The 16216-nt window shown below is 63.9% G+C and carries 16 protein-coding genes and 1 pseudogene; 14 read left to right on the top strand and 3 right to left on the bottom strand.

Features of this window, described 5'->3' with window-relative positions; genetic code table 11:
• From NCS02_RS08115 to NCS02_RS08100, 4 genes and pseudogenes are all read left to right on the top strand, one after another.
• Positions 1-150 (top strand): annotated as a pseudogene (locus tag NCS02_RS08115) (acetyl-CoA C-acetyltransferase); the annotation flags it as partial.
• An 87-nt stretch (positions 151-237) separates the two neighbouring features.
• Complete coding sequence (locus tag NCS02_RS08110; protein ID WP_008349413.1) at positions 238-978, top strand: 3-ketoacyl-ACP reductase; 741 nt, start codon at positions 238-240, stop codon at positions 976-978.
• A gap of 155 nt (positions 979-1133) precedes the next feature.
• Entirely contained in the window at positions 1134-1709 is a 576-nt protein-coding gene (gene phaR / locus NCS02_RS08105; protein ID WP_033537161.1) for a polyhydroxyalkanoate synthesis repressor PhaR, read from the top strand.
• 405 nt (positions 1710-2114) lie between these two features.
• The gene (locus tag NCS02_RS08100; RefSeq protein ID WP_250519543.1) at positions 2115-2396 is read left to right on the top strand and encodes a hypothetical protein; all 282 of its coding nucleotides are present in this window, start codon (positions 2115-2117) and stop codon (positions 2394-2396) included.
• Here NCS02_RS08100 and NCS02_RS08095 read toward each other — a convergent pair.
• The gene (locus tag NCS02_RS08095) at positions 2380-2562 is read right to left on the bottom strand and encodes a hypothetical protein (RefSeq protein WP_250434801.1); all 183 of its coding nucleotides are present in this window, start codon (positions 2560-2562) and stop codon (positions 2380-2382) included. The two genes, NCS02_RS08100 and NCS02_RS08095, sit on opposite strands and share 17 nt — an antisense overlap.
• 250 nt (positions 2563-2812) lie before the next feature.
• Between NCS02_RS08095 and rimO the strand changes: the two genes are divergently transcribed.
• From rimO to NCS02_RS08070, 5 genes are all read left to right on the top strand, one after another.
• On the top strand, positions 2813-4150 hold the full coding sequence (gene rimO / locus NCS02_RS08090; protein WP_051079027.1) for a 30S ribosomal protein S12 methylthiotransferase RimO: 1338 nt from the start codon (positions 2813-2815) through the stop codon (positions 4148-4150).
• Positions 4151-4154: 4 nt separating this feature from the next.
• Positions 4155-5078 carry a sugar kinase gene (locus NCS02_RS08085; protein WP_250519542.1) on the top strand — a complete coding sequence of 308 codons (924 nt, stop codon included), beginning with the start codon at positions 4155-4157 and terminating at the stop codon, positions 5076-5078.
• 28 nt (positions 5079-5106) lie between these two features.
• Positions 5107-6291 (top strand): beta-ketothiolase BktB, encoded by a 1185-nt coding sequence (gene bktB / locus NCS02_RS08080; protein WP_250519541.1) that lies wholly within the window; start codon positions 5107-5109, stop codon positions 6289-6291.
• A 23-nt stretch (positions 6292-6314) separates the two neighbouring features.
• Positions 6315-6938: a hypothetical protein gene (locus NCS02_RS08075; RefSeq protein ID WP_372492607.1), complete on the top strand. Its 624-nt coding sequence runs from the start codon at positions 6315-6317 to the stop codon at positions 6936-6938.
• A gap of 66 nt (positions 6939-7004) precedes the next feature.
• Complete coding sequence (locus tag NCS02_RS08070) at positions 7005-8198, top strand: cystathionine beta-lyase (RefSeq protein ID WP_250434799.1); 1194 nt, start codon at positions 7005-7007, stop codon at positions 8196-8198.
• Positions 8199-8236: 38 nt separating this feature from the next.
• On the opposite strand, the gene serB is transcribed toward NCS02_RS08070, so the two are convergent.
• Complete coding sequence (gene serB / locus NCS02_RS08065; RefSeq protein WP_008349420.1) at positions 8237-9076, bottom strand: phosphoserine phosphatase SerB; 840 nt, start codon at positions 9074-9076, stop codon at positions 8237-8239.
• 46 nt (positions 9077-9122) lie between these two features.
• Positions 9123-10079, bottom strand: a complete 957-nt coding sequence (locus NCS02_RS08060) for a LysR family transcriptional regulator (RefSeq protein WP_034473407.1) — start codon at positions 10077-10079, stop codon at positions 9123-9125.
• Positions 10080-10179: 100 nt separating this feature from the next.
• Here NCS02_RS08060 and NCS02_RS08055 point away from each other — a divergent pair, with 100 nt between their 5' ends.
• From NCS02_RS08055 to NCS02_RS08035, 5 genes are all read left to right on the top strand, one after another.
• A complete protein-coding gene (locus tag NCS02_RS08055; RefSeq protein WP_250434798.1) occupies positions 10180-11196 on the top strand; it encodes a zinc-binding alcohol dehydrogenase family protein in 1017 nt (338 codons plus the stop codon).
• 157 nt (positions 11197-11353) lie between these two features.
• Positions 11354-11905 (top strand): DUF6013 family protein, encoded by a 552-nt coding sequence (locus NCS02_RS08050; protein ID WP_250519540.1) that lies wholly within the window; start codon positions 11354-11356, stop codon positions 11903-11905.
• A 296-nt stretch (positions 11906-12201) separates the two neighbouring features.
• Positions 12202-13110, top strand: a complete 909-nt coding sequence (gene ku / locus NCS02_RS08045) for a non-homologous end joining protein Ku (protein ID WP_250519539.1) — start codon at positions 12202-12204, stop codon at positions 13108-13110.
• 18 nt (positions 13111-13128) lie between these two features.
• Positions 13129-15843: a DNA ligase D gene (gene ligD, locus NCS02_RS08040; RefSeq protein WP_250519538.1), complete on the top strand. Its 2715-nt coding sequence runs from the start codon at positions 13129-13131 to the stop codon at positions 15841-15843.
• 20 nt (positions 15844-15863) lie between these two features.
• Positions 15864-16166: a hypothetical protein gene (locus NCS02_RS08035; RefSeq protein WP_034473466.1), complete on the top strand. Its 303-nt coding sequence runs from the start codon at positions 15864-15866 to the stop codon at positions 16164-16166.
• Positions 16167-16216: the final 50 nt, after the last annotated feature.

Below are 16216 nucleotides of genomic sequence, written 5' to 3'. Positions count from 1 at the left end.
ATCGCGATCGGTCATCCGATCGGCGCGTCGGGCTGCCGGATTCTCGTCACGCTGCTGCACGAAATGCAGAAGCGCGATGCGAAGAAGGGTCTGGCGTCGCTGTGCATCGGCGGCGGCATGGGTGTCGCGCTGGCGGTGGAACGTCCGTAACAAGTCACAGATAGTCACTGGCGGGATTGGGAAGGGCCAGCGGGCGGCAAGGAGATCGCCGTCCGCATAACGAAAATGGAGTGAGGAATGGCGAAGCGTATAGCGTATGTAACCGGCGGGATGGGCGGCATCGGCACCAGCATCAGCCAGCGCCTGCTTAAAGATGGCTTTACGGTCGTCGTGGGCTGCGGTCCGAATTCGCCGCGCCGGGTGAAATGGCTGGAAGACCAGAAGGCGCTCGGCTTCGAATTCATCGCCTCGGAAGGCAACGTCGGCGACTGGGAATCGACCAAGAACGCGTTCGACAAGGTCAAGGCCGAAGTCGGCGAGATCGATGTCCTCGTGAACAACGCGGGCATCACGCGCGACGTCGTGTTCCGCAAGATGACGCACGAAGACTGGACCGCCGTCATCGACACGAACCTGACGAGCCTCTTCAACGTGACGAAGCAGGTCATCGACGGCATGGTCGAGCGCGGATGGGGCCGGATCATCAACATTTCGTCGGTGAACGGGCAGAAAGGCCAGTTCGGCCAGACGAACTACTCGACCGCCAAGGCCGGCATTCACGGCTTCACAATGGCGCTCGCGCAGGAAGTGGCCACCAAGGGCGTGACGGTCAACACCGTGTCGCCGGGCTATATCGGCACGGACATGGTGAAGGCGATCCGTCCGGAAGTGCTGGAGAAGATCGTCGCGACCATTCCGGTGCGCCGTCTCGGCACCCCGGACGAAATCGGCTCGATCTGCGCGTGGCTCGCGTCCGAAGAATCGGGCTTCGCGACCGGCGCGGACTTCTCGCTGAACGGCGGCTTGCATATGGGCTGACGGGCGGCGGCTTCCCGCGACGCCGAAACGCGCGCGGGAAGTCACCACTCGCCGGATTTATCAACGATGCGGCGAACATGCAGCAGCGCTTTTTTGCGACAACGCAAGACCTGCTTGCTGCCATCGCAGTAAAGTTTTGCGTTTAAAGGCGTTAAATGACCACCACTACTACTACAAAGAAACCCGCCGAACGACTCATCAAAAAGTATCCAAACCGTCGGCTGTACGACACGGAAACGAGCACCTACATCACGTTGTCGGATGTAAAACAGCTCGTGCTCGATCAGGAAGATTTCAAGGTGCTCGACGCGAAGTCCAACGACGACCTCACGCGCAGCATCCTTCTGCAGATCATTCTGGAAGAAGAGAGCGGCGGCCTGCCGATGTTCTCGTCGGTGATGCTCTCGCAGATCATCCGTTTCTACGGCCACGCGATGCAGGGCATGATGGGCACGTATCTGGAGAAGAACATCCAGGCGTTCATCGACATCCAGCAGAAGCTGACCGAGCAGAGCAAGGGCATCTACGACGGCAACGCGCTCAACCCCGAAGTCTGGTCGCAGTTCATGAACATGCAGGCGCCGATGATGCAGGGCATGATGACGAGCTACATCGAGCAGTCGAAAAACATGTTCGTGCAGATGCAGGAGCAGATGCAGTCGCAGGCGAAGTCGATGTTCAACACGTTTCCGTTCCCGACGCCCACGCCTTCGTCGACGGAAAAGAAGTAGTCCGGTTCGAGGGCGCGTGCGGGCGTCGAGGCTTGCGCGCCTCGGCGTGAGCGCTCGCGCGCCGTCCGTTCATTGCCCGCCACGGCTCTCGTCGAATCGTACGCCAGCGCCGCGCCGAAATCGCCGCGATACGTATAGGCGGCGTGGTGCTCCAGTGTCGAGCGTGCATCCACGTACACCTTTCCGCCAGAATCGCGCCAGCGGCGGCAAAACGCGTAGTCCTCGGAAAGATAGCGCCCGGTTTCCGGCTCGACCACCACGTCGAAGAAGCGATGGCAGTAGCCGTGCAACGGCGAATCCGGCGGCGCGTCGGGCTCGTAGCGCAACTCGGGCATGCGCGCGATCATCGTTTCGAGCACCGCGCGGCGTATGCACATGAAGCCCGTCGGCGCCTCGTCCACTTTCATGAAGCCGTCCGTCGTCCACTTCGAGGCGCGCGCCGTCATGCGAATTCACCGGATAGCGCAACGCGCGTTCGAGAAACTGCGCTTGCGTGAGCCCGGCGGGAATCTCGCCCGTCCAGTCGATGCGCTTGAGCGGATACACGCCGGCGACGACATCGCGACCCGCGAGCAGCAGACGCAGCACCTGCTCCGGTGTGAAGCCGATATCGGCATCGATCCAGAAGAGATGCGTGTGCTCCGTATGCATCAGAAAATGCGCGACGGCTTCATTGCGCGCGCGTGACGAGACTTTCGCCGGCGCAGATGCGCATCGAGCCTCGCACGCCGAGGCGCCAGAGCTCGTTGGTGAGCGTGAGCATGCTGGTGGCGTAGCCGGACGTCACTTGGCCCGAGTAGCAGGGCGTGACGAAGAGCGGATTGAAATGGCGCAGCGCTGAGTAGTCGAGCATGAAACCGATGTGTGATTCGAAGCAATGAGAGACGCGGGAAGCTGCGGATTCGCTCGAGTTTGCTGCGCGCCAGCTTCAATCGGAATGAGACAAAGGAAAAGGGGGCCGAGCCGTGTCGGCGGCTCGCCGATGTAAAATAGTGGATTGGCCTCTTGCGTTCCCACAAGACACTCTTCCCGTGAAAAATTCTTTAGATTCAATCGATTCAATCGATTCACTCGCCAGGACGAAGCCCGCGCCGAAAATCGGCATGGTGTCGCTCGGCTGCCCGAAGGCGCTCGTCGATTCCGAGCAGATCATGACGCAGTTGCGCGCCGAAGGTTACGAAATCTCCGGCACCTATGACGGCGCGGACCTCGTCGTCGTCAACACCTGCGGCTTCATCGACGAAGCCGTGCAGGAAAGCCTCGACGCCATCGGCGAGGCGTTGAGCGAGAACGGCAAGGTCATCGTGACCGGCTGTCTCGGCGCGAAAAAGAGCGCGAGCGGTTCGGGCCTCATCGAGGAAGTGCATCCGAAAGTGCTGGCCGTCACCGGTCCGCACGCGACCAACGAAGTCATGAACGCGGTGCATACGCATCTGCCGAAACCGCACGATCCGTTCACCGATCTCGTGCCGCCCGCCGGCATCAAGCTGACGCCGCGCCACTACGCTTACCTGAAGATTTCGGAAGGCTGCAACCATCGCTGCACGTTCTGCATCATCCCGTCGATGCGCGGCGATCTCGTCTCGCGCCCCGTCGCCGAAGTCATGCTGGAAGCCGAAAATCTGTTCAAGTCCGGCGTGAAGGAACTGCTCGTGATTTCGCAGGACACGAGCGCGTACGGCGTCGACGTGAAATACCGCACGGGTTTCTGGAACGGCAAGCCGCTCAAGACGCGCATGACCGAGCTCGTCGGCGCGCTCGGCGAACTCGCCGCGCAGTACGGCGCGTGGGTGCGCCTGCATTACGTGTATCCGTATCCGAGCGTCGACGAAGTCATCCCGATGATGGCCGAAGGCCCGCTGCGCGGCCACGTTCTGCCGTATCTCGACGTGCCGTTCCAGCACGCGCATCCCGAAGTGCTGAAGCGCATGAAGCGCCCGGCGAACGCGGAAAAGGTGCTCGAGCGCGTGAAGACATGGCGCGAAATCTGTCCCGATCTGACGATTCGCAGCACGTTCATCGCGGGCTTTCCGGGCGAGACGGAAGAGCAGTTTCAGACGCTGCTGGATTTCCTGAAGGAAGCGGATCTGGATCGCGTCGGCTGCTTCGCGTATTCGCCGGTCGAAGGCGCAACGGCGAACGAACTCGACGGCGCGTTGCCCGACGAAGTGCGCGAGGATCGCCGCGCGCGCTTCATGGAACTCGCGGAAGAACTGTCCGCGAAGCGCATGAAGAAGAAGGTCGGCAAGACGCTCAAAGTGCTCGTCGATGAAGTGGGCGCGGAAGGCGGCATCGGCCGCACGGCGGCGGACGCGCCGGAAATCGACGGCGTCGTGTACATCGCGCCGACGACGAAGGCATCGAAGCGCTACAAGGCCGGCGACTTCGTGTCGGTGAAGATCACCGGCGCCGATGGCCACGATCTCTGGGGCGAGGTCTAAAGCCATGCCAGGGATGCCGCACGTCCTCGCGCTCGGCGAGGCCATGATCGAGTTCAATCAGTCGACGCGCGATCAGCCGAACTATCTGCAAGGCTTCGGCGGCGACGTCTCCAACTTCCTGATCGCGGCATCGCGCCAGGGCGCGGCGACGGGCTTCGTGTCCGCGGTCGGCAACGATCACTTCGGGCAATTGCTGCTCGATCTGTGGCGCGCGGAAAACGTCGATACGTCGACGGTGCGCGTCGATCACGATGCGCCCACGGGCGTCTATTTCGTGTCGCACGGCGAGAGCGGGCATCGCTTCGACTATCTGCGCGCGGGTTCGGCGGCGAGCCGCTACGCGCCGTCGCACTTGCCGCTCGATGCGATCGCCGCCGCGAAGGTCGTGCATCTGTCGGGCATCAGTCTCGCGATCAGCGTGGCCGCCTGCGATGCCGCGCTCGCCGCGATCGACCATGCGCGCACGCACGGCGTCAAGGTCAGCTTCGACACGAACCTGCGCCTGAAGCTGTGGCCGCTCGCGCGCGCCCGCGCGGTCATGCTCGAAGCGATCCGCGCAACCGACATCTGCCTGCCGAGCTGGGACGACGTCACGCTGCTTACCGGCCACGAAGACAAAGACGCGATCGTCGATGCGCTGCTGAAACTCGGTCCGAAGGTCGTCGCGCTGAAGCTCGGCAAGGAAGGCGCGTATATCGCGACGCCGGACGAGCGGCGCGTGGTGCCGGGCCGCGTCGTGCAGGCGGTCGATGCGACCGGGGCGGGCGACTGCTTCGGCGGGGCGTTCATCGCGCGCATCGTTGCAGGCGACGATCCTTTCGCCGCGGCGCGCTACGCGAACGTCGCCGCGGCTTTGTCGACACAAGGTTTTGGCGCAGTGGCGCCGATCCCGCGAAAGGACGAGGTCGAGCGCGCGCTGGCAGAATAGCCGAACCTCAAACGAAGGAGACGACAACATGCAACGTGAAGTGGTGGTGGTAAGCGGCGTGCGCACGGCGATCGGCGATTTCGGCGGTTCGCTGAAGGACTTCAGCCCGACCGATCTCGGTGCGCGCGTCGTGCGCGAAGCGCTGTCCCGCGCGAACGTCGCGGGCGATGAAGTCGGTCACGTCGTGTTCGGCAACGTCGTGCATACGGAGCCGCGCGACATGTATCTCGCGCGCGTCGCGGCGCTCGACGGCGGCGTCACGCAGCATGCGCCCGCGCTCACGGTGAACCGTTTGTGCGGCTCGGGCTTGCAGGCGATCGTGTCGGCGTCGCAGTCCATTCTGCTCGGCGATGCCGATGTCGCCATCGGCGGCGGCGCGGAAAGCATGAGCCGCGCGGCGTACATCATGCCCGCCGCGCGCTTCGGCCAGCGCATGGGCGACACGCGCATCGTCGACATGATGGTCGGCGCGCTGAACGACCCGTTCGACAAGATCCACATGGGCGTGACGGCCGAGAACGTCGCGGCGAAGTTCGGCATCACGCGCGAGATGCAGGACGCGCTCGCGCTCGAATCGCACCGGCGCGCGGCGAAAGCGATCGAAGCCGGCTATTTCAAGGATCAGATTCTGCCGATCACGCTCGCTTCGAAGAAAGGCGACACCGTGTTCGACCGCGACGAGCACGTTCGCCTGAACGCCACCGCCGAAGACTTCGCGAAGCTCAAGCCGGTTTTTGCGAAGGAAAACGGCACGGTGACGGCGGGCAACGCGTCGGGCATCAACGATGCGGCCGCGGCCGTCGTGCTGATGGAACGCTCGCTTGCGGAAAAGCGCGGCGCGAAACCGCTCGCGCGGCTCGTCGCGTACGCGCACGCGGGCGTCGATCCGAAGATCATGGGCATCGGCCCGGTTCCCGCGACGCAGAAGGTGCTGGAGCGCGCGGGCCTCTCCGTCGACGATCTCGACGTCATCGAAGCAAACGAGGCGTTCGCCGCGCAGGCGTGCGCCGTATCGCAGGCACTGAAGCTCGATCCCGCGAAGGTCAATCCGAACGGCTCGGGCATTTCGCTCGGGCATCCGATCGGCGCGACCGGCGCGCTCATCACCGTGAAGGCGTTGTACGAACTGCAGCGCATCGGCGGGCGTTACGCGCTCGTGACGATGTGCATCGGCGGCGGCCAGGGCATCGCGGCGATCTTCGAGCGCATTTGAAGGACTCACGGATGATGCCAAGCATGAAAGGGCCGCGGACGGTCGCGGCCTTGACGATCTTCGCCGCGCTTGCCGCGTGCAATTCGCCGATGCCGGCGGGCCAGACCGGCGTGCAGGCACAGAACGCACGCGAGCCAGCGGGTGCCGACGCGCACGGCGCGCAAGCCGCGATCAAGGAACTCGCCCTGCCGCCGCTGAAGCCGCTCACGCCGAATCCGGAGTACGCGAAGTTTCCGCGCTACGTCGGCACGCTCGGCGACAAGCAGATCGAGATGAAACTCGGCGCGAAAACCGACGAGCCCTCCGGCGTGCACGGCGAGTACCGGTTCGCCGGCAGCCCGAACGTGATTCTCGTCGCGGGCGACCGCGACGGCGACACGCTCGAAATCGAGGAATCGAACGACGGCACGCACATCACGGGCAACTGGGTCGGCAAGTTCGCGGCGGACGGCAGCGTGTCCGGCGAGCGCATGAACCCGGACGATTCGAACCCGCAGCCGTTCGATCTGCGGCCCGCCGCGGCCGGCAAGACCTTGCCCGCGACGGGCACCGCGAAGGCGCCGCCCGCGCCGTCGCTGGAACCTGCGCCGCCCGCGCCGCCCAAGAATGCCGTGGGCGGCACGAGCAACGTCATCATCGGCGAATGATTCGCTCTGTCTTCACCCCGCCGGGCGTTCCGGCGGCGGTCTCTTTTCATTCCGTATTGCAAAGCCATGACTGATTCCAGCAGCAAGGACCGCGATCTGCAAACCCGCATCGTTCAGCCTGAAGACCGCATCACGCCCGGCTTCGAGTCGTTCTCGGTGCCGGTCGCGCGCGCATCGACGGTCGTGTTTCCCGATCTCGCCTCGATGCGCTCGCTCGTCTGGAGCGACGATTCGAAGTGGCGCTACGGCCTGCACGGCACGCCGACGACCATCGCGCTCGCGCAGCGTCTCGCCGCGATCGAGGGCGGCGAATTCGCGCTGCTGCAGCCGTCGGGGCTCGCCGCGATCTCCAACATCTACTTCGGTCTCGTGAAAGCGGGCGATCACGTTCTCGTGCCCGACAACGCCTACGGTCCGAATCGCGATCACGCCGACTGGCTCGCCGCCGATTTCGGGCTGGAAGTGACCTATTACGATCCGATGACCGGCGCGGGCATCGCCGATTCGATCCGTCCGAACACGAAGCTGATCTGGCTCGAAGCGCCCGGCTCGGTGACGATGGAAGTGCAGGACGTGCCGGCGATCGTCGCCGTCGCGCGCGCGAAGGGCATCGTCACGGCGATCGACAACACGTTTTCCGCGGGCCTCGCGTTCAAGCCGTTCGAGCATGGCGTCGACATTTCCGTGCAGGCGTTGACGAAATATCAGTCGGGCGGCAGCGACATCCTGATGGGCGCGACCATCACGCGCGATGAGGAACTGCACAAGAAGCTCAAACGCGCGCGGATGCGTATGGGCATCGGCGTGTCGGCGGACGATGCGTCGCTCGTGCTGCGCAGCCTGCCGTCGATGAAAGTGCGCTACGAAGCGCACGACCGCACCGCGTACGCGCTCGCCCAGTGGCTCAAGACGCGGCCCGAAGTGAAGGCGGTCCTGCATCCGGCGCTGGAGGATTGTCCCGGCCACGCGTTCTTTGCGCGCGACTTCAAGGGCGGTGCGGGCGGGCTGTTTTCGATCGTCTTCGATGGCCGCTACACGAGCGCGCAAGTCGATGCGTTCGTCGAAGCGCTCGATCTGTTCTCGATCGGCTGGAGCTGGGGCGGCGCGCACAGCCTCGCGATGCCGTACAACATCCGCTCGATGCGCACCGCGTCGCAATGGCCGCACGAAGGCGTGCTGGTGCGTTTCTACGTCGGGCTGGAAGCGGAAGCGGATTTGCGCGCGGATCTCGAAGCCGCGCTCGCCAAGGCGTTCGCCTGAATGAAAACGGCGCCCCGAAGGCGCCGTTTTCACATCGATCAGAAGAGCCGCAACAAGCCGTCGAGTCCGACGAAGTTGAACGCGAGACTCGCCGATTGCCGCACGACCGGCTTCGCGCGGAACGCGACCGATAATCCGGCTTCCGCCATCATCTTCAGGTCGTTCGAGCCGTCGCCCATTGCGATCGCGCGTTTCGGATCGATGCCGATCTGCGCGCACGTTTCGATGAGCGTGCGCGCCTTCACATCCGCGTTCACGATCTCGCCGACGACCTTGCCGGTCAGCTTCCCATCGACGATTTCGAGCGTATTCGCGCGCGTGTAATCGAGGCCGAGCCGCGCCTTCAGACGCTCGGTGAAGAACGTGAAGCCGCCCGACACGAGCAGCGTTTTCAGGCCCGCCGCGCGCGCGCCTTCGAGCATGCGTTCCGCGCCCGGCGACAGTTGCAGGCGCTCTTCGTAGACGCGTTCCAACGCGCTTGCATCGAGACCTTTGAGGAGCGCGACGCGCCGCGTGAGGCTCTCGTTGAAGTCCTTGATCTCGCCGCGCATCGACGCTTCGGTGATTGCCGCGACTTCGGCTTTCAGCCCGCAAAAATCCGCGATTTCGTCGATGCACTCGATCGTGATGAGCGTCGAATCCATGTCCATCGCGACGAGGCCGAAATCGGCGAGCTTCGCGTTCGCTTCGATAAAGGCGTAATCGAGCGCATGGGTGCCGCAATAAGCGTCGATGTCGGGGCGCTGCAGCGGATCGGCGTCGATGAGACGCAGAAGGGTGTCGTCGACGCGCTGCGTCTCTTTGGCGCGTGCGAGCGCCGCGAGCGGCCGCAGATGCGAATCGGAAATGGCGCTGGGACTTTGAATGACGAGGTTCATCAAAAAGAGCAGGAAAGGGCGGCGAAACCGCCATTGTAAAGAACCTTCAGCGCTGCACGCGCGCCGGATCGACATCCCAGTAAGGCGGCTCGCCGAACTGTACTGCGAGGAAGTCGATGAACGCGAGCGTCTTCGGCGGCACGAACGCGCGGCTCGGATACACCGCCCAGATCGCGACGGTCTGCGCGAGCGGGTAATCGTCGAGCACGGTGACGAGTTCGCCGCTCGCGAGCAAGGGCGCGACGCTCCACGTCGATTTGAGGCCGATGCCGATGCCCGCCGCGAGCGCATCCCGGATCACTTCGCCGTTGTCCGTCACGATGCGCCCGGACACGCGCACGTCGATGACGCCCGTCGGCGTGACGAAGCTCCAGTCGCGCTGATCGGCGAGGATCACGCATTCGTGATCGACGAGATCGGCGGGATGGCGCGGCGTGCCGTGTTCGGCGAGATACGCGGGCGATGCGCACAGCACGCGCCGGTTGCTCGCGAGCTTTTTCGCGACGAGCGTCGAATCCTTCAGCGCGCCGATGCGGATCGCGAGGTCGATGCCTTCATCGACGAGATCGACGATCTGATCGGTCATGCGCAAATCGACGGTCACGCCGGGAAACTGGCGCAGAAACGCCGGAATCAGCGGCGAGATGTGCTGGCGGCCGAGCGAAGACGGCATCGTCACGCGCAGCCGGCCATGCGGATGCGCCCGCGCGCGCCCGACCGATGCGCGCGCGGCTTCGGCGGCGTCGAGCAGTTCGCGCGCGCGCGCCGCGAAAATCTCGCCTTCCTGCGTGACGGAGACCCGCCGCGTCGTGCGATGCAGAAGCCGCGTGCCGAGCATGCGCTCCAGCCCGGCGATGCGCGCGCTCGCCACCGCCGGCGACAAGCCGAATTCCCGCGCCGCCGCCGACAGATTCGCCAGCGCCGCCGCGCGCACAAAAAGGCCGACGTCGAGCAGATCGAGCCGCTCGCGCGTCGTGTCTTCCGTTACAGGATCGCTCGCCATTCGATGGATTTCCCGAAAAATGTTTCAGCGATTATGACGGTTTTCGAAAGACCGATCGCACTTTAAGATCGAATCCAGTCCACTCACGACGGAGCAAGAAATGAAAGCCATCGGTTTGACCCGCTATCTCCCGATTTCCAATCCCGAATCGCTCGTCGATATCGAACTCGACAAGCCCACGCCGACCGGCCGCGATCTGCTCGTGAAAATCGAAGCGATCGCCGTCAATCCCGTCGACACGAAAGTGCGCGCGCCGAAAGACAAGGTCGAGGCGACGCCGCGCGTGCTCGGCTGGGACGCGGCGGGCGTCGTGGAAGCGGTCGGCCCGGACGTGACGCTCTTCAAGGCCGGCGATCCGGTCTACTACGCGGGCGACATTACGCGTCAAGGCGCGAACAGCGAGTTTCATCTGATCGACGAGCGCATTGTCGGCGCGAAGCCGAAATCGCTCGATTTCACCCACGCCGCCGCGCTGCCGCTCACGACGATCACCGCGTGGGAAGCGCTCTTCGAGCGGCTCGGCGTGTCGGCGGAAGGCAAGGACGCGGGCAAGTCGGTGCTGATTATCGGCGGCGCGGGCGGCGTCGGCTCGATCGGCATTCAGCTGGCGAAGCGCGTCGCGAAATTGCAGGTGATCGCCACTGCCTCGCGGCCCGAATCGGCGAAATGGGCCGAAGACCTCGGCGCGGATCACATCGTCAATCACTTCGACGACATTCCGAAGCAGATGAAGGCAATCGGCTTTCCCGAAGTCGATTACGTGCTGATCTTCAACGACACCGACAAGCATTTTCCCGCGGCCGCCGACGTCATCAAGCCGCAAGGGGGCATCGCGTCGATCGTCGAGAACGCGCAGCCCGTTCCCGTCGAATTGCTGAAAGCGAAGAGCGCGGCGTTTCACTGGGAGTTCATGTTCACGCGCGCGATGTTCAAGACGCCCGACATGATCGAGCAGCACAAGCTGCTGTCCGAAGTGGCGCGGCTGATCGACGCAGGCACCATCCGCACGACGCTCGGGAAGAATCTCGGCGCGATCAACGCGGCGAATCTGCGCGAGGCGCATCGCCTTCTGGAAGAAGGGCGCACGGTCGGCAAGCTCGTGCTGACCGGCTTCTGACGAATGTGTTGACGAACATCATCGACGTTGCTGCTCACGCGGGTTTTCCACTAGGATGAGCCAGCGGGCGGGGCGCTAGACTGGATCGGCCCTACAGCTTGCCGGCGCTTCGCGGCGCCGGTCTTTCCTTCCAAGCGCTCGATACGGAGGTGGCGGCATGAATCGTCGTTTGATCGTTCGTCGCATCGTTTCCGTCGCCGCGCTCGCGCTGTTCGCAGCGACCGCCCACGCGACGCCAGGCATCAAGGTTCTCTCCGAAGCGCCCAATGACGGCCCCATCAAGTACACGGTGAAGATGGCGTCGAAGAATTTCGGCAATGAGCAGGAAACGCGCACCATCCGCTCGGGCCAGACCGACGACTTCACCTGGCAGGGCACCGCGCCGAGCGGCGCGCAGGCCGTACCGGACGGGTGCCCGCAGGCGGCGTCGGTGCCCAAAAGCGCGGACGGGCAAGCGGTGCGGCAAGTGCAGATCCGCTTCGCGCCGGTCGTCGCGGACAACGGCGCGGCGAACGTGCAGATCAGCTTTCGCGCATACGCGCCGAAGGGCACGAGCAAGGTGACCGTGGGCGGCAGGAGCCTGCAATGTCCCGTCGATAATCGCTTCAGCCAGATCGTGCGCTTCTCGATGTCGACCTCTACCGGCTCCAAGAAAACCGTCACGCTCGATGACGGCACGCAGTTGACCGTCACCGCGAGCCGCAAGTAACTCGATGGACGCGCCAGCCTTCCCGGCGCGTTTTTTCGATGCCGCATACGCAACTAACTGTCTTGTTTTCCGAACCGCGCAAACTTGTCGCGCAAACTCATCCTCAGTAAAGCTTACAGATGAACGGCTGCACGCAAGCGCGGGCGACCCGGCGCGCCGTGCGTCCGCACGCCCGCGCCGCTTGGCACGCTTTGTGCGATTCTTGTCGATGCCGCGCTGAAAACGGCGCGCAGAAACGCTTGGGCGCATGTTCCCGAGCGTATCCATCGATTCGATCCGACAGCGAAGGTGTCGCAATGCCGCACATGATCTGGAAAGGCGCGATCAGCTTCGGGCTGGTCCACGTGCCCGTGCAACTCTATCCGGCGACGCAGTCGGAGAAGGTCGGCTTCAACCTGCTCGACAAGCGCTCGATGGACCCGATCGGCTACAAGCAGATCAACAAGAACACGGGCAAGGAAGTCACGCGCGACAACATCGTGCGCGGCTTCGAATACGAGAAGGGCAAGTACGTCGTGATGACCGACGCCGAAATCCGCGCGGCCAATCCCGAATCGACGCAGACGGTCGATATTCTCGCCTTCGTCGATGCGCCCGAGATCTCGTTCCTCTCGCTCGATACGCCGTACTACCTCGCGCCCGATCGCAAAGGCGAAAAGGTCTACGCGCTGCTTCGCGATGCGCTGAAGGATACGGGCAAGGTCGGCATCGCGAGCGTCGTGCTGCACAACAAGCAACATCTGGCGGCGCTGATTCCGGTCGGCCCCGCGCTCGCGCTCAACACACTGCGCTGGGGCGACGAAGTGCGCGACTTCAGCCAGTTCAAGTTCCCGGACGAAGACACGAAAAAGGCCGGCGTCACGCCGAAGGAACTCGAAATGGCCAAGCGTCTCATCGACGACATGAGCGACACCTGGGACCCGACGAAGTATCACGACACCTTCAAGGACGACATCATGGCGCTCGTCGACAGGAAGGTGAAGGAAGGCAAGGTCGCCGAGGTGATGAAGATCGACGAAGGTGGCGAGGAAAAGGCATCCGCCGACATTCTCGACTTGTCCGAACTGCTCAAGCGCAGCCTGAAGAAAGGCGGCGCGGCGAAACGCGGCGGCAAGGCCGCGCATTCCGATGACGATTCGGGCGACGAAAGCGGCGAGGAAACCGCGCGTCCGGCACGCAAGACGACGCGCCGCAAACGCGCATAAGCGCACGACCCAACGACGATGGCTGAGAAACTCGAAACCTATCAGCGGATGCGGCGTTTCGACAAGACGCCGGAGCCGTCCGGCGCCAAGAAGCGCAACGCGCGCGCGAAAAAGGCCACGCAAAGCGCGCTGTCCTTCGTGATTCAGGAACACGACGCGCGCCGCTTGCATTACGACTTCCGTCTCGAACTCGATGGCACGCTCAAATCATGGGCGGTGCCGAAAGGGCCGAGTCTCGATCCGTCGGTGAAGCGGCTGGCGGTGCACGTCGAAGATCATCCGCTCGATTACGGCTCGTTCGAAGGCGAGATTCCCGAAGGCAACTACGGCGCGGGCAGCGTCATCGTGTGGGATCGCGGGACCTGGGCGCCGCAATCGGGCAGCGTCGAGGACGCGGCGCGCGAGTATGCAAAGGGCAAGCTCAAGTTCACGCTCGACGGCGAAAAGCTGCACGGCGGCTGGACGCTCGTGAAAAGCCACATGCGCGGCAGCGGCGACAAGGAGCAATGGCTGCTCATCAAGGAGCGTGACGACGAAGCGCGTCCCGAAGCCGAGTACGACATCTTGCTGAAGAAACCCGGCAGCGTGCTGTCCGATTCGCTCGGCGCACGCGACGAAACCGGTGCGCTGCGCGAGCGCAACGAACGCAAGGCGGGCGCGAAGAAAGCGCCGGCGCGCAAGACCTCGGCGAAAGCAGCGAAGGCGGGGAATGGTCACGCGCATCCGGATATCGTCGCGAATCGCAACGCCGAGTCGTTGCGCACGTTGTCGCACGAACCGGCGATCGAAGGCGCGCAAAAGGCGAAGCTGCCCGCGACGCTCAAGCCGCAACTCGCCACGCTCGTCGATGCCGCGCCGCCCGGAGATGATTGGGGCTACGAAATAAAGTTCGATGGCTATCGCGTGCTAGCGCGCATCGAAACGGTGAAGGGCAAGCGCGAAGTTCGCATCTATACGCGCAACGGCAACGACTGGACCGCGAAGTTCTCGAAGCAGGTGAAGGCGCTCGACAAGCTCGATATCGAAAGCGGCTGGCTGGACGGCGAAGCCGTGGTGCTCGACGAGCGCGGCTTGCCCGACTTCCAGGCGCTGCAGAACGCATTCGACGTGGGGCGCCCGCAAGACATCGTCGTCTATTTCTTCGACGTGCCGTATCTGAACGGCTACGACTTGCGCAACGTGCCGCTCGTGCAACGCCGCGCGATCCTGAAGGCGGTCATCGAGCCGCTCGACGATCCGGTGCTGCGCTTCTCGCAAGACTTCGCCTTTCACGCCGACGACCTGCTCAAGAGCGCTTGCGACATGGCGCTGGAAGGCATCATCGGCAAGCGGATCGACAGCACCTATGTCTCGGGGCGCGGTGCGTCGTGGATCAAGCTCAAGTGCAGACGCCGCCAGGAATTCGTGATCGGCGGCTATTCGGAGCCCTCTGGCAGCCGCGGGCAGTTCGGCGCGCTGCTGCTCGGCGTCTACGATACGGACGGCAAGTTGCAGTACGCAGGGCGCGTCGGCAGCGGCTTCGATCACGCGACGCTCGTCGCGGTGAAGAAGGAACTCGACAAGCGCGAGACTCAACGCATGCCCTTTGCAAGCGAGCCGCAGGAACGCAGCCGCACGCCCGTGCATTGGGTGAAGCCCGAGCTCGTGGCCGAATGCAATTTCGCGGAATGGACCAAGGAGCGCATCGTGCGACAAGCATCGTTCGTCAGTTTGCGGGACGATAAACCCGCGCGTCAGATCGTGAAGGAAGAGCCCGTGGCCGCGAAGAAAGTCGCGGCAAAGAAAATCGCGGCGAAGAAGACGACGGCCGCGAAAAAGGCCAAGGCGAGTCCGGCTGAAATCGAAGGCGTGAAGATCAGCCATCCGGATCGCGTGATCGACAAATCGACGGGGCTGACCAAGCTCGACGTCGTCGAGTATTACGCGTCGGTCGCCGACTGGATGCTGCCGCATCTGAAGGATCGGCCGGTGTCCCTCGTGCGCGCGCCGGAAGACATCGGCGGCGAGCTGTTCTTTCAGAAGCACAGCGCGAAGCTCGCGATTCCGCATATCACGCAGCATCCCGATATCGATCCGGGACATCCGCCGCTGCTCACGATCGAATCGTCGCAGGCGCTCGTCGGCACCGCGCAGATGGGCACGATCGAGCTGCATACGTGGAACGCGGTGGCGTCGAACATCGAGAAGCCGGATCGCATGATCTTCGATCTCGATCCGGGCGAAGGCGTCGGCTGGGAACGCATGATCGAGGCCGCGAAGCTCACGAAGGATCTGCTCGTCGAGCTCGGTCTCACGTCGTTCTGCAAGACGAGCGGCGGCAAGGGCTTTCATGTGGTCGTGCCGCTTGCGAAGCAGGCGAGCTGGGACGACATGAAGGATTTCTCGCAGGCCGTCGCGCAGCATATGGCGAGCACGCTGCCCAAGCTCTTCTCCGCGAAAATGGGCATGCAGAATCGCAAGGGCAAGATCTTCATCGACTATCTGCGCAACAACCGCGGCTCCAGCACGGTCGCCGCATTCTCGCTGCGCGCGCGGCCGGGGCTCGGCGCATCGATGCCGCTTGCCTGGGACGAACTCGATTCCGTCACGAGCGGCGATCAATGGCATATCGGCAACGTGCGCGAGCGGCTCGATGCGCTGAAGAGCGATCCGTGGGCGGGCTATGACAAGGCGCGTCAGCGGCTCACGGCGGAGATGAAGAAGCGGCTTGGCATGAACGCATCGCGCAAGTGAGCGTTCACAAGGAGACGAACATGAAGCAGGCGAACGCGGGCCCGGAGAGCGTGCCCGAACGCGGACGCGAAATGGCGAGCAAGGATCGCGAAAAGCAGGCGCGCGACGATGCGTCGAACGCGCCGCTGCCTCACGAGGCGGATCAGAACGTCGAATCGCAACGCGAACATGGCGCGCGCGATGTTGGCAAGCAGGCGCACGAGGACCTCGAACACGGTCTCGTCGACACGGACCGGCGCGGCGGCGGCGACTATCAGCGCGACACGCAGCGCGACGAACATGCGAATGCGAACAGCGGTGAAGGGCAGTCGAAGGAGCGCTGAACCGAACGGTGAAAAGCCTTCGCGGATGGCAGCGCGCGGGCCGCTTGCGT

This window comes from Caballeronia sp. NCF2, from assembly GCF_023631205.1.
Lineage (GTDB): Bacteria > Pseudomonadota > Gammaproteobacteria > Burkholderiales > Burkholderiaceae > Caballeronia > Caballeronia zhejiangensis.
The sequence above is the reverse complement of the archived record's forward strand: the minus strand, read 5'-3'. Positions and strand labels throughout refer to the sequence as shown.

Bases quoted from the DNA above. Each gene is read 5' to 3' on its own strand.
- NCS02_RS08075 (WP_372492607.1), top strand. From the start codon at position 6,315: ATGAAAGGGCCGCGGACGGTCGCGGCCTTGACGATCTTCGCCGCGCTT.
- phaR (WP_033537161.1), top strand. From the start codon at position 1,134: ATGACCACCACTACTACTACAAAGAAACCCGCCGAACGACTCATCAAA.
- NCS02_RS08060 (WP_034473407.1), bottom strand. From the start codon at position 10,079: ATGGCGAGCGATCCTGTAACGGAAGACACGACGCGCGAGCGGCTCGAT.
- NCS02_RS08100 (WP_250519543.1), top strand. From the start codon at position 2,115: ATGAAGCCGTCCGTCGTCCACTTCGAGGCGCGCGCCGTCATGCGAATT.
- rimO (WP_051079027.1), top strand. From the start codon at position 2,813: ATGGTGTCGCTCGGCTGCCCGAAGGCGCTCGTCGATTCCGAGCAGATC.
- ligD (WP_250519538.1), top strand. From the start codon at position 13,129: ATGGCTGAGAAACTCGAAACCTATCAGCGGATGCGGCGTTTCGACAAG.
- NCS02_RS08070 (WP_250434799.1), top strand. From the start codon at position 7,005: ATGACTGATTCCAGCAGCAAGGACCGCGATCTGCAAACCCGCATCGTT.
- NCS02_RS08095 (WP_250434801.1), bottom strand. From the start codon at position 2,562: ATGCTCGACTACTCAGCGCTGCGCCATTTCAATCCGCTCTTCGTCACG.
- NCS02_RS08110 (WP_008349413.1), top strand. From the start codon at position 238: ATGGCGAAGCGTATAGCGTATGTAACCGGCGGGATGGGCGGCATCGGC.
- NCS02_RS08050 (WP_250519540.1), top strand. From the start codon at position 11,354: ATGAATCGTCGTTTGATCGTTCGTCGCATCGTTTCCGTCGCCGCGCTC.
- serB (WP_008349420.1), bottom strand. From the start codon at position 9,076: ATGAACCTCGTCATTCAAAGTCCCAGCGCCATTTCCGATTCGCATCTG.
- NCS02_RS08055 (WP_250434798.1), top strand. From the start codon at position 10,180: ATGAAAGCCATCGGTTTGACCCGCTATCTCCCGATTTCCAATCCCGAA.
- NCS02_RS08085 (WP_250519542.1), top strand. From the start codon at position 4,155: ATGCCAGGGATGCCGCACGTCCTCGCGCTCGGCGAGGCCATGATCGAG.
- NCS02_RS08035 (WP_034473466.1), top strand. From the start codon at position 15,864: ATGAAGCAGGCGAACGCGGGCCCGGAGAGCGTGCCCGAACGCGGACGC.
- bktB (WP_250519541.1), top strand. From the start codon at position 5,107: ATGCAACGTGAAGTGGTGGTGGTAAGCGGCGTGCGCACGGCGATCGGC.
- ku (WP_250519539.1), top strand. From the start codon at position 12,202: ATGCCGCACATGATCTGGAAAGGCGCGATCAGCTTCGGGCTGGTCCAC.